This window comes from Falsiroseomonas stagni DSM 19981, assembly GCF_900114315.1.
GTDB lineage: Bacteria > Pseudomonadota > Alphaproteobacteria > Acetobacterales > Acetobacteraceae > Falsiroseomonas > Falsiroseomonas stagni.
This window is the reverse complement of the sequence record NZ_FOSQ01000004.1, coordinates 208187-220145: the sequence shown is the minus strand read 5'-3', so window position 1 is coordinate 220145 and position 11959 is coordinate 208187. Positions and strand designations below refer to the sequence as shown.

The following is an 11959-nucleotide window of genomic DNA, read 5'->3' as shown; positions in this document are numbered from 1 at the left end:
GCGCGGCGAGGAAGCCGGCGGTGGCGATCAGCGCCTGGCGGCGGGTGGTCGGGACGGTCATTCGGCGGCTTCCTTGCGGCTGCGCACGCGCACCAGCGTGCGGTCGAGGGTCAGCGGCGGGACGAAGGAGGAGACATCGCCCCCCAGCGTCGCGACTTCCTTCACGAAGCGGGAGGAGATGAACTGGTTCGTTTCGCTGGCCATCAGGAACACGGTCTCGACGTCCGGGGCAAGCCGGTGGTTCATGCCCGCCATCTGGAATTCGTAGTCGAAATCCGACACCGCGCGCAGGCCGCGGATGATCATCCGCGCGCCGTATTGCCGGGCGAATTCCACCAGCAGCCCGGTGAAGGGCACGACCTGGATCTCCGACCCCGCCTGCGCGGCGATCTTGTCGGTTTCCGCCTTCACCAGTTCCACCCGTTCATCGAGCGGAAACAGCGGGCCCTTGCCGGCATTGATGGCGACGCCGACCACCAGCCGATCGACCAGCCTGGCGGCGCGGGCGATGACGTCGAGATGCCCGTTGGTGACCGGGTCGAAGGTGCCGGGATAGATCCCGACGCGAAGCTCAGGCATCGGCGGTTCCTTCCCCGGGCGTCGCTTCCCCGGTCGTCGCTTCGGCGGCGCTGTCATCCCCCGGCTCGGAGCCCGGCGTTTCCATGACCGGGAAGCAGGAGGTGACGCGCTCATTCTCGTTCAGGCGCAGCAGCGTGACGCCCATGGCGGACCGGCCGGTGACGCGCACCTGGTCGGCCGGCAGGCGGATCAGGCGGCCGCCATTGGTCACCAGCATGACGCCATCACCCTGCCGGACGGCGAAGGTCGCCACCACTTCACGCCCCGTGCGGGCGGAGAGGGTGATGTTGGTGATCCCCTGCCCGCCCCGGCCGGTGACGCGGTATTCATAGGCGGAGCTGCGCTTGCCGAAGCCGCGGTCGGTGACGACCAGCAGGATCTGCTCAAGGCCCTCAAGCTCCGCCAGGCGCTCCGCCGTCACCGGCTGGGCTTCGCCATTGGCGTCGTCGGTGTCCTCGGCGGCGGCCGGCGCCTCCGCATCGGCGGAGACTTCCTCCCCCGCCGCGCGGCGCTTCTGGGCGCTGTGCCGCAGGAAGGTCTCGCGCTCGCCCTGGCTGGCCTCCACATGCGTCAGCACGGCCAGCGAGATGACGCTGTCGTCGCCCAGCAGGCGGATGCCACGCACGCCGGAACTGTCGCGGCCCGCGAAGACGCGCAGCTGCTCGGCCTCCGCCTGGAAGCGGATGCAGCGGCCGTTGCGGGTGGCCAGCATCACGTCGTCGCCCTCGCGGCAGGTGGCGACGCCGATCAGGCTGTCACCCTCCTCCAGCTTCATGGCGATGAGGCCCATGGCGCGGACATTCTTGAAGTCCGAGAGCTTGTTGCGCCGGACATTGCCCTGCTTGGTCGCGAAGACCAGGTGCAGGTTCTCCCACAGCCCCTCATCCTGCGGCAGCGGCAGCACGGCGGTGACCTGTTCGCCATCCTGCAGTTGCAGCACCTGGCGCAGGCTGCGTCCCTTGCCGGTCGCGCCGCCCTCGGGCAGCTGCCAGATCTTCTCCCGGAACGCCATGCCGCGGCTGGTGAAGAACAGCACCCATTGGTGGGTGTGCGCGACGAAGCTGCGGACGACGATATCGTCCTCCCGCGTCGCCGCGCCGCTGCGGCCGCGGCCGCCGCGATTCTGGCTGCGGAACACGTCGAGGCCCGTGCGCTTGACGTAGCCATCGCGCGTCAGAGTCACGACCATCGTGCCCGGCTCGATCAGGCTTTCATCATCCTGCTCGGCGTAGCCGTCGACGATCTCCGTCATGCGCGGCGTCGCGATCTGGGCGCGCACGGCGGCCAGTTCCTGCACCATCACTTCGCGGCGGATGATGGCGGAGCCGAGGATCTCCAGCAGGCCGCGGATGGTGGCGCCGACCTCGCTGAGCTCGGCGTTGATCTTCTCCCGCTCCAGCCCCGTCAGGCGTTGCAGGCGCAGCGCCAGGATGCCGTTGGCCTGTTCCTCCGTCAGGCGCACCGTGCCTTCGGGTGAGATGACGTTGCGGTAGTCATCGACCAGTTCCAGCAGCACGCCGACATCGCCCGCCGGCCAGTCCCGGCCCATCAGCGCGCCACGCGCAGCGTTGGCATCGGCGCTGGCGCGGATGACGGCGATGACCTCATCGATATTGGCCACCGCGATGGCCAGGCCGATCAGCTGGTGGCCGCGGTCGCGCGCCTTGTTCAGGCGGAAGCGCGAACGCCGCTGCAACACCTCGTCCCGGAAGCGGATGAAGGCGCGGATGGCGTCCAGCAGCCCCATCTGCCGGGGACGGCCCTCGTCCAGCGCCACGAAGTTCACGCCGAAGGAGGTCTGGAGCTGGGTGAAGCGGTAGAGCTGGTTCAGCACCACCTCCGGCGTCGCGTCCTTCTTCAGCTCCACCACGACGCGCAGGCCATCGCGGTCGCTTTCGTCGCGCAGGTCGCTGATACCCTCGATCGCCTTGGCGCGGACCAGTTCCGCGATCTTCTCGATCAGCGTGGATTTGTTGACCTGGTAGGGGATTTCCGTGACGACGATCATGGACCGGCCGCCGCGCATCTCCTCGATCGTCGCGCGGGCGCGCAGCGGGATGGACCCGCGCCCGGTCTCGAAGGCCGAACGGATGCCGGCTCGGCCGAGGATCAACCCGCCGGTCGGGAAGTCCGGCCCCGGCATGATCTTCATGACTTCCTCGAGCGTCGTATCCGGCTCCCGCATCATGAGCAGGGTGGCGTCGATGACTTCGCCGGCGTTGTGCGTCGGGATGTTGGTCGCCATGCCGACGGCGATGCCGCCGGCGCCATTCACCAGCAGGTTCGGGAAGGCGGCGGGCAGGACCTTCGGTTCCTGCGCCGATTCGTCGTAGTTGGACTGGAAATCGACCGTATCCTCGTCGATCCCCTCCAGCAGCGCGGCGGAGGCGCGGGCCAGGCGCACTTCCGTGTAGCGCATGGCCGCCGGCGGATCGCCGTCCATGCTGCCGAAATTGCCCTGCCCGTCGATCAGCGGCACCCGCATGGAGAAGGGCTGCGCCATGCGCACCAGCGCATCGTAGATCGAGGCATCGCCATGCGGGTGATACTTGCCCATGACGTCGCCGACCACGCGCGCCGATTTCCGGTGCGGCTTGTCGTGGGAATAGCCCGCTTCGTGCATGGCGAAGAGGATTCGCCGGTGCACCGGCTTCAGCCCGTCCCGCGCATCCGGCAGGGCGCGGGAGACGATGACGGACATCGCATAGTCGAGATACGAACGGCGCATCTCGTCTTCGAGGCCGACGGGGGCGATATCGCTCTTCGGCTCGTCAGGCGGTGTCGGCTTGTCGCTCAACGTGGCATCCTTGTGGCGGTCCCGCCTCCGCTGGGTGAGGAAGAGGCCGGGCTGCGTTCGGTGGTCCGTGGAGGGGCTTAGGCGCTTCCCGGGCATCCGGGAAGGTGGCCCCCGGGGGACGCCCCTCGCAGGGCTTCCCGCGGCAAGGCCCGGACGCGCGCAACCCCTAGCACGACCAGCGTTTTTGCGCCAATCGCCCCGCCCACGGCCACCCGCCCCTGGTCAGCCCCCCAACAGCCCCGAATCAGCCCGGAGTCGCCCGCCCCGCCAGGCGGGTGCCCCCTGCCCGGCCCAGCCGGCTCAGCTTTCCTCCACCCAGCCCCCGCCCGGCACCCGGCGGCGGATCGCCCGGCCTCCCTCGGCCAGGGCATGCAGGTGCAGCCAGCCATTCTCCACCAGGTCGCGCACGCCCTGGTGCTTCGCCATCACCGCCTCCATCGCCGCTTCCGGCGCGGCGATGAAGACGGACAGGCGCAGCGGTTCGTGCACGAACCGCTCCCCGTCATGCACGGATTGCCAGGGCAGGCCGGCGCGCAGATCGCCCGCATTGCCTTCCAGCACGCCCAACTGCCCGATGACGTTGTGCAGCACCTTGTTGCCGCTGCCGAAGGCATCGTTGTTCACGGTGGAGCCGAAATACTGGAGGTTGATCCAGGAGGCGACGACCAGAGGCGCCGTCATGATCAGTTCCAGCACGCCCCCGCCCTCGTCCTGCGCCGCATCGTAGTCGTGCAGGAAGGCGCGGCCGCCGAGGGCCAGGCCGCGCGTCACGCTGCGCGGCGCGGCAATGAAGGCGGCATTGCCGGCCAGGCCCCATTCGGGCCGGACCTCCGACCAGTCCCGGCTGCGGGCCGTGATCCTCTCATCCAGGTCCATGGCGCCTTCGAGGCCGAGCAGCACGGCGCGCTCCACCCGGGCGAGGGCACCGGCGCGGGCCAGCGCGTCCTTCAGCCGTGCCAGGTCGGTGGCATGGCTGGCGGGGACCGCATCCTCCCCGAAGATCGCCACGGCGTCCGTGGTGGTGTCGTGCAGCGCGGGCAGGAACCAGGTGTCGGCGGGGATCTGGATGCCCTTGCCGGCCAGGCCGCTGCGCACCGCCGGGTCGTTCAGGATGGCGGCGGCGATGCGGGCATTCGCCTCCCCGGTCTGGCCGCCGCAGGCACCGCAATCCAGGCCCGCGGCGTGGGGGTTGTTGACGGTGGTGCTGCCATGGCCGGCCAGCAGCACCAGGCGCGCGAAGGTGGTGCCCGCAAGCGACATGCCCTTCAGCACCGCCTCCGCCATCGCCAGGCGCTGCGCATCGTCGAAGCCGGTCAACCGCCCGGCTTCCTCCTTCGCCTCGATCCGCGGGCCGAGCCGCGCGGCCGTCGCGGCATCGAGCGCCGCATCGCGGGGATGCGCCACGATCCGCGTCAGGCCGAGGCTGTCGGAGGCGATCTTGGCACCGAACAGCAGCCCCGCCGTCTCCACATGGGTGAAGGAGGAGACGGCGGAGCGCTTGAAGGCCTTCCAGGCGCGCTCCGCGCGCTGCCGCAGCCGCCGCAGCGCGTGCAGGCCCGTCTCCTCCGCCGGTGTCGCGCCCTGCACGGCCTCGCACACCGTGAAGGCGGGCTTCAGCAGGACGGGGCAATGCGCCGCGCCGCGCGTGCGGCCGAAGGGCACGTATTCGATGGGGAAGCCGAAGAAGCCGGCGAAGCCGATCGTCTCCGCCCCCGGCATTGCCGTCTCCAGCGCGCGGCGGAAGACCTCCGATCGCACATCGATGCAGAAGGCCGCCTGGATCGCCGGGCGGGCAGGCAGGCGCAGCGGCGTCGCCGCCGCATGGGCGCGCAGCCGCCCCGCCAGCTGGCGCCTGGCCGCTTCCTCATAGGCCTCATGCAGCAGCAGGTCGATCGCGAGTTCCGCATCGAGCCCGAGCTGCCCGTCCTGCGGCGCGGAGGCGGCTGCGGCGATGGCATGGGTCCAGGCGCGCCGGAACCGCCCATCCTGGGACCGGGCCTGGAACAGCGCGTAGCCCCAGGCGATGCGGATCGCGAGCAGCCCGACGAGCGAATCGTCATCCCTGCCCTGCTGCGCCGCGACCCAGCCGAGATGCCGCGCATAGGCCGCCCAGCCGCGGATGTCGAAGAGCGCGCGATGCAGGTAGTCCACCCGCGCGCGTTCGGGGATGCGCAGGCCCGCCAGCACGGCGCCGATCGCCTCCACCGGGTCGCAGGGCAGCGCGAGGACGGAGGCACGGAAGCCCTCGATGCCCATCGCTTCGGGGTTGCGGTCATGCCGCGCCGTTGCCCGCCAGGCGGCATAGGGGGAGAGATGACGGATGGGCAGCCGCCAGCTCGCCTGGCCCTCGTCGAAATAGGCGCCACACCAGCGGGAGATCTCGTCGATCATGAAGCGGGTGCGCGATGCCTCCCGGTCCCCGCCGGAGAGGCTGTCCAGCACCTCCGCCACCGTGGCGACGGCGGCGGGGTGGCGGGCGCCGGGCAGGGTCTGGTCCCAGCTGCGCTCCTGCTGCGCGGCGGCCCGCAGGGCGGCGACATCGCCGGGCGCGCCGGGGATGGCGGGGGACGCGGCCAGCGCCGCTTCCAGCGCGGCATCGTCGATCCTGCCCTCGGCCAGCGCATCCAGGTAGAAATCGCGCGGCATCAGCATATCCACCCGCGCGACGCGGCGCATGGTGGCGCAGGTGGCGGCGAAGCCCTGCCCGGTGAAGCCGAGGAAGGGGTTCACCGCGACGAAGCCGCGCAGCGGCCAGAGCGGCGCGATGCGGGCGCAGGCCTCATGAATGGCGGATTCGAGCGCCAGGCGGTCGGCCGCCACGCTCACGGCGGGCGGGGCGAGGGCAATGGGGTTCTGGATGGTCATGGCATCGATTCCCGTCACGACCGCGCGGGCCAGAGCCGCAGCACGAGCCGGTTGGCAAGGGTGTTGAGGTAGAGGCCGGCGGAGAGATGGACATGGGCGGCCAGCCAGAAGCGCTGCCCCGCCTGGCCCTGCCCCGGGGCCGCCATGGCGGATTGGAAGAGCATGACGCCCGCGAAGCTGGCGACGACCAGCACCAGCAGCGCCGCGTCGAAGGGCCCGCGCAGCGCCGGCGCCGGCGGCAGGCTGGCGCCGAAGACATGCTGCGCGGCGCCCTGCAGGGCGAACCAGGCCACCGCCACCAGCGCGGCCAGCCCGGCCACGCGCCCGGCCAAGGCGGGGGCGGAGACACCCTCGAAGGCCTGGGCGCCGAGATGGACGAGACCCATCACCAGCACCGCGCCGAGCACGAAGGACGCGGGGTGGGAGACGGGATCCCAGCCCGCCAGCCCCGCCACCACCGCGAAGGCGGCCAGCGCTGCGGCCAGCGCCAGGCCGACACGGGCGGGATGCGGCGCGCCCTGCGGCACCCAGGCCGCGCGCGCCTGGTCCACAACGCTGCCGGAACCGAGGAAGGCATGCGCCTTGTAGAGCGAATGGGCCAGCAGATGCAGCGCCGCCGCGGCGAAGGCGCCAAGCCCGCATTGCAGCATCATGAAGCCCATCTGCGCGACCGTGCTGTAGGCCAGCTGCGCCTTCACCGAGGTCTGCGTCAGCATCACCAGTGACCCGAACAGCGCGGTGGCGCCGCCGACCACGACCAGCATCTCCATCGCCGGCGCGGAAAGGACGACGAGGTCCGCCATGCGCAGCACCAGGAAGCCGCCGGCATTGATGATACCGGCATGCAGCAGGGCGGAGACGGGGGTGGGCGTCTCCATCACCTCCACCAGCCAGCCATGCACCGGCAGCTGCGCGGATTTCAGCAGCGCCGCCGCCACCATGAGCAGCCCCGCGAGGATGGTCGGCAGGTCAGCCGGCGCATGGCCCTTCGCCGCGGCGAAGAGGGGCGCGAATTCCAGCGTGCCGAAGGCGCCCAGCAGCAGGCAGGCGGCCATCAGCAGGCAGAGGTCGCCGACGCGGCTGGCGATGAACTTCTTCTTGGCCGCCAGCTCCGCCCCAAGCCGGTGCGGGTAGAACAGCAGCAGCCTGTTGAGCCCGATGGAGGTCGCGACCCAGGCCAGGAAGAACAGCGCCAGATTGCCCGCGATGGTCAGCAGCAGCACGGCGGCCAGCGTCACCGACATCCAGCGCAGGAAGCGCCCCTGCCCCGGATCCCCCGCCAGGTAGTTCTTCGAGTAGCGCAGCACCACCGTGCCGATGAAGGCCACCAGCAGGAAGACGGCGGCGGAGAGGCCATCGATGTGCAGGCCGAGCCCGATTCCAGCCGCGCCCAGCGTCGGCGTCGTGATCCGCCCGCCGATCGCGACCGACACCGCCGTGACCGCCGCCACCGCGAGCGCGAGCAGCGCGGCCGCGATGGACAGCATCGCCATGCGTCGCGGTGCCTCGTCAGGACGGGGCAGGCAGGCCACCAGGGCCGGGGCCAGGGGCGCGAGCAGGATCAGCCAGGCGGACAAGGGAGCCTCCGTGGTGGGGAGGCGCGGATGTAGCTTCGGTAATCAATTCCGAAAAATTCAAAGATTGAAACCGATCGTTCTATCAGACAGAAAGGACGGCATGGCCGCGCTGAACTACCACCACCTCCGCTACTTCCACGCCGTGGCGCGGGAGGGGTCGCTGACGCGCGCGGCGCAGCTGCTGAACGTCTCGCCATCCGCCCTGTCGGTGCAGGTGGCGGCGCTGGAGGCGCAGCTGGGCCAGAAGCTGTTCGACCGCCGCGGGCGCGGCCTGCTGCTGACCGAAGCGGGGCGCATCGCCCTTTCCCATGCGGAGACGGTGTTCCGGTCCGGTGAGGAATTGCTGGACACGCTGAAGGGGCTGGCGCCGGGCCGCCGGCAGGTGCTTCGGGTAGGCGCGGTGGCGACGCTGTCGCGCAACTTCCAGCTCAACCTGCTGCGCCCCCTGCTGGGCCAGGCGGAGGTGGGGCTGGAGATCCGCTCCGGCGCCTTCGAGGACCTGCTGGGGCAGCTGGAGGGCCATGCGCTGGACCTGGTTCTGGCGAACCAGCCCGCGACGATCGGCGCCGGCAGCGAATGGCAGAACACGCTGGTGGCGGACCAGCCGGTGAGCCTGGTGGGGCGCAAGCGCGCGACGCCACTGCGCTTTCCGGAGGACATGGCAACCGAAGCCCTGGTGCTGCCCGGCCGCGGCAGCACGCTGCGCGCCGGCTTCGACCGGCTGATGGATGCGGCCGGCATCACGCCCCGCCTGCTGGCGGAGGTCGACGACATGGCCATGCTGCGCCTGCTGGCCCGCGAATCAGGCGCGGTGACGCTGGTGCCGCCGGTGGTGGTGGTGGATGAGCTGGAGGCCGGCGTGCTGGTGGAACATTGCCGCCTGCCCGCGGTGCATGAGGCGTTCTACGCCATCACGCGCCGCAGGCGCTTCCCCAACCCGCTGCTCAAGCTGGTGGTGGGGTAGGCACGCACCCGGAGGGATTCGAACCCCCGACCTACGGAGTAGAAATCCGATGCTCTATCCAGCTGAGCTACGGGTGCAGAAGGCCGCGAGGCGGTCGGCTCAGTGGCTCCAGTTCTCGGTGCGGCCGAAGCGGAAATTGTCGGCATAGGCCTTGGGCTTGATGTCGGCCTTCACCACCGGGGTCGCTTCGACGTCATAGGGAATGCCGCGGGCCTGCGCATAGGCGATGGCGGCTTCCTGGCTGGGGAAGCGCAGGCTGACCTGGGCATTGGTGTCGCCCGACCCCGACCAGCCCATCAGCGGGTCGATGCGCTTCGGGCCGAGCGGCGCGAAGGCCAGGACCCAGTCGGCGGTGCGGGCGCGGCCGGACTGCATGGCGGATTTCGGCTGGCGGTAGATGCGGGCGGTCTGGCTTTCGCGCGACATGCGGCGACGCTCTTCCTAAGGAGTGGTGCTTGGGCGCCAAGAATACACCCGGCGGGGCCTGCGGGAAAGCGGCGGCATCGGGGCGGCGGGACTCGAACCCACGACCTCCTGTACCCAAAACAGGCGCGCTACCAGGCTGCGCCACGCCCCGACCGGCCGGGCGGGGGCAGCGACGCGCCGCCCTCTCCACCCCGAGGCAATCCCATGAAAGGGGGGGCGGTGGCAACCTACGGTATTTTCCTCCCTTTCCTTTCGCCCAGCGCTCCCGGCTACCCTCCGGTAGCCAGCCCCCGGCCCCCGTCCTAGAGTTGCGAACCAGGACAGCAGGAGGAAGCGGGTGCAACAGCTCAAGGCCAGGCTCGACGCCATTTGCGACGAGCAGCCCTTCAAGACGCGCTACTTCCTGCGCGACCTCGCGACGGGCCAGGAGATCGACCGCGAGGGATCGGTGGAGACGCCATCGGCCAGCGTGCGCAAGATCTCCATCATGATGGCGGCGCTGGCCGCCGTGCAGGCGGGCAAGCTGCGGCTGGATGAGCCCGTGACGCTGGAGGCGCGGCTGCAGAAGGACGTGGCCTCCGGCACCTACCGCTACATGACACCGGATTGCGTCATTCCCTTCCGCGACGTGCTGGTGAACATGATCATCACCAGCGACAATGTCTGCACCCAGGTGGTGCTGGAACGCCTCGGCCCCGGCGCGATGGACGAATACTGCCAGGCGATCGGCATGACCGGCACGCGGCATCGCGGGCTGATCCCGCCGCTCGGCATCGGGTGGGACCATCCGGTGGAAGCGACGGCCAGCACCACGCAGGCGGACCAGGTGAACCTGCTGCACGCCATCCTGCGCGGCACGACGGATGAGGCCGCAGCGGCGAAGCTGCACTGCTCCTCCGACCTCTGCCGGCTGGGCCTGCAGATCCTGACCTGGCAGCTGCTCCGCAACCTCATCCCGAACCTGCTGCCCTTCGGCACCAAGGTCGCCCACAAGACCGGCCGTGGCCGGCGCGGGCGGATGGACGCCGGCATCGTCTATGACGGCGACAAGCCGCTGTTCATCCTGGCCGCCGCCACGGATTGGGTGCCGGACACGATGCCGGACGGGATGCCCGGCTTCGCGGCCAGCTTTGCCACCATCGGCCGCGTGGCGCGCGCGGCGTGGGACGAGCTGAAGCGTTAGCGGAGGCTCACATCCTGGGCGCGGGTGCGTTCATCCACCCGCGCCTCATGCGCGATGCCGCGGCGCATGGCCCAGATGTTCTTCTGGAGATGCGTGCTGATGATGCCGACATCGGCGATCAGCATGCGCGTCGCGTCCTGGAGCATCGCCTCCCGCTTCGCATCGTCCAGTTCATTGGCGGCGGCGGCGAGGGCGGCGTCGAAGGCCGGGTTGGAATAGCGTCCGCGATTCACGGCCCCCGTGCCGCGCGCCTGGTCGAAGGTGGCGGCAACGCTGCGCAGGCCCGCCATCGGCTCACCCGTCGATGACCCCCAGGAGACCAGGAAGGCCGAAAACTCCTGCCGGCTGGCGCGGGCGATGAAGCTGGCATAGGGCGCGACATCGACCTGCGTGCGGATGCCGATGCGCGTCCACATCTGGCTGACCGCCTGCACGATCCGCGCGTCATTGGGGTAGCGATCATTGGGACCGTGCACGGTCAGGCGGAAGCCGTTGGGATAGCCGGCCTCGGCCAGCAGCGACCGCGCCGTATCGGCATCCGCGCGCGGCACGGGCAGGTCCGGCACATAGCCGATGGCACCCGGCGGCATGACCTGCACCGTGGCGGTGGCGGCCCCTTCCATGACGCGGGAGACGATGGCCGCGCGATCGATCGCGAGCGAAAGCGCGCGTCGGACCCGCACATCCTTCAGCGGGTTGCGGTCCAGCGGGCGGCCTTCATTGTCCGTGATGAAGGGGGACGGCCCGCTGCGCATGTGGTCCATGGCGAGATAGATGTAGCGCATGGCATCGATCTCGCTGAGCGTCAGCCGATCGTTGCGGCGCAGCCTCTCGATGTCCGGCGTCGGCACCTGGTCGATGATGTCCACGTCGCCCGCCAGCAGCGACGCGGTACGGCCGGCATCATTGGTGATCATGCGGTAGTCGATGGTGGCGAAAGCGGGGCGGCGGCCCCAGTATTCGTCGTTGCGGACCAGCTCCGCGCGGTCGCCGCTGCGGAAGCTCTGCAGCCGGAAGGGACCGGTGCCGATGGTGGCGCGGCCGGTGTTGAAGGCTTCCGTCGTCACGCCGGTATGGGTCTCCCGATCCAGCATCGGGACCTGGGCGAGGTCCGTCGGCACCAAAGGCGCGGGGCCATTGGTACGGAAGCGGATGGTGTGGCTGTCCACGATCTCCACGCCGCGGATGGCCTGGGTATAGGTGCGGAAGGACCCCGGGCTGTTCACGACCTGCGGGATGCGTTCCAGCGTGAAGGCCACGTCCTCCGCCGTGAAGTCGTTCCCGTTGTGGAAACGCACGCCGCGGCGGAGCTTGAATTCCCATACATCGGGCGCGACCGTGCGCCAGCTTTCCGCCAGCATCGGGATCAGCCGCGCATTCGCATCCGTCTCCAGCAGGTTGTCGAAGACCATGGAGGCGAAGGCGTTGTTGGGCGAGATGTTGTGGAAATGCGGATCGGCGGAGGTGATCTGCGCGCCGACTCCCATGCGCAGCGTCTGCGCATCCGCGCCCGCCGCCAGCAGCAGTGCCGCGGCGACCATCCCTGTCTTCTTCATTCCTGCCTCCCC

Annotated in this window: 8 protein-coding genes and 2 tRNA genes; 2 read left to right on the top strand and 8 right to left on the bottom strand. The window is 70.2% G+C overall.

Going from position 1 to position 11959, the window contains the following annotated elements:
* Positions 1-57: 57 nt before the first annotated feature.
* The 4 genes from coaD to BM041_RS13450 form a co-directional block, all read right to left on the bottom strand.
* On the bottom strand, positions 58-579 hold the full coding sequence (gene coaD / locus BM041_RS13465) for a pantetheine-phosphate adenylyltransferase (protein WP_092960259.1): 522 nt from the start codon (positions 577-579) through the stop codon (positions 58-60).
* Positions 572-3376: a DNA gyrase subunit A gene (gene gyrA / locus BM041_RS13460; RefSeq protein WP_281244547.1), complete on the bottom strand. Its 2805-nt coding sequence runs from the start codon at positions 3374-3376 to the stop codon at positions 572-574. Before gyrA ends, coaD begins: the two co-directional genes overlap by 8 nt.
* Before the next feature lie 300 nt (positions 3377-3676).
* Positions 3677-6241 (bottom strand): YbcC family protein, encoded by a 2565-nt coding sequence (locus tag BM041_RS13455; RefSeq protein WP_092960255.1) that lies wholly within the window; start codon positions 6239-6241, stop codon positions 3677-3679.
* Positions 6242-6255: 14 nt separating this feature from the next.
* The gene (locus BM041_RS13450; RefSeq protein ID WP_092960253.1) at positions 6256-7818 is read right to left on the bottom strand and encodes an NADH-quinone oxidoreductase subunit L; all 1563 of its coding nucleotides are present in this window, start codon (positions 7816-7818) and stop codon (positions 6256-6258) included.
* A gap of 100 nt (positions 7819-7918) precedes the next feature.
* Between BM041_RS13450 and BM041_RS13445 the strand changes: the two genes are divergently transcribed.
* The gene (locus BM041_RS13445) at positions 7919-8782 is read left to right on the top strand and encodes a LysR family transcriptional regulator (protein ID WP_092960251.1); all 864 of its coding nucleotides are present in this window, start codon (positions 7919-7921) and stop codon (positions 8780-8782) included.
* Positions 8783-8785: 3 nt separating this feature from the next.
* Here the strand turns inward: BM041_RS13445 and BM041_RS13440 are convergent.
* The 3 genes from BM041_RS13440 to BM041_RS13430 form a co-directional block, all read right to left on the bottom strand.
* Positions 8786-8859: transfer RNA gene (locus tag BM041_RS13440), tRNA-Arg, on the bottom strand.
* A gap of 22 nt (positions 8860-8881) precedes the next feature.
* Positions 8882-9208 (bottom strand): ETC complex I subunit, encoded by a 327-nt coding sequence (locus BM041_RS13435; protein ID WP_092960249.1) that lies wholly within the window; start codon positions 9206-9208, stop codon positions 8882-8884.
* A gap of 77 nt (positions 9209-9285) precedes the next feature.
* Positions 9286-9359: transfer RNA gene (locus tag BM041_RS13430), tRNA-Pro, on the bottom strand.
* 186 nt (positions 9360-9545) lie between these two features.
* Between BM041_RS13430 and BM041_RS13425 the strand changes: the two genes are divergently transcribed.
* Positions 9546-10391 carry a serine hydrolase gene (locus tag BM041_RS13425; RefSeq protein ID WP_092960247.1) on the top strand — a complete coding sequence of 282 codons (846 nt, stop codon included), beginning with the start codon at positions 9546-9548 and terminating at the stop codon, positions 10389-10391.
* Here the strand turns inward: BM041_RS13425 and BM041_RS13420 are convergent.
* Positions 10388-11947, bottom strand: a complete 1560-nt coding sequence (locus tag BM041_RS13420) for an ABC transporter substrate-binding protein (RefSeq protein WP_092960245.1) — start codon at positions 11945-11947, stop codon at positions 10388-10390. The genes BM041_RS13425 and BM041_RS13420 overlap by 4 nt on opposite strands.
* Positions 11948-11959 lie beyond the last annotated feature (12 nt).

Bases quoted from the DNA above. Each gene is read 5' to 3' on its own strand.
- coaD (WP_092960259.1), bottom strand. From the start codon at position 579: ATGCCTGAGCTTCGCGTCGGGATCTATCCCGGCACCTTCGACCCGGTC.
- BM041_RS13455 (WP_092960255.1), bottom strand. From the start codon at position 6,241: ATGACCATCCAGAACCCCATTGCCCTCGCCCCGCCCGCCGTGAGCGTG.
- BM041_RS13445 (WP_092960251.1), top strand. From the start codon at position 7,919: ATGGCCGCGCTGAACTACCACCACCTCCGCTACTTCCACGCCGTGGCG.
- BM041_RS13435 (WP_092960249.1), bottom strand. From the start codon at position 9,208: ATGTCGCGCGAAAGCCAGACCGCCCGCATCTACCGCCAGCCGAAATCC.
- BM041_RS13420 (WP_092960245.1), bottom strand. From the start codon at position 11,947: ATGAAGAAGACAGGGATGGTCGCCGCGGCACTGCTGCTGGCGGCGGGC.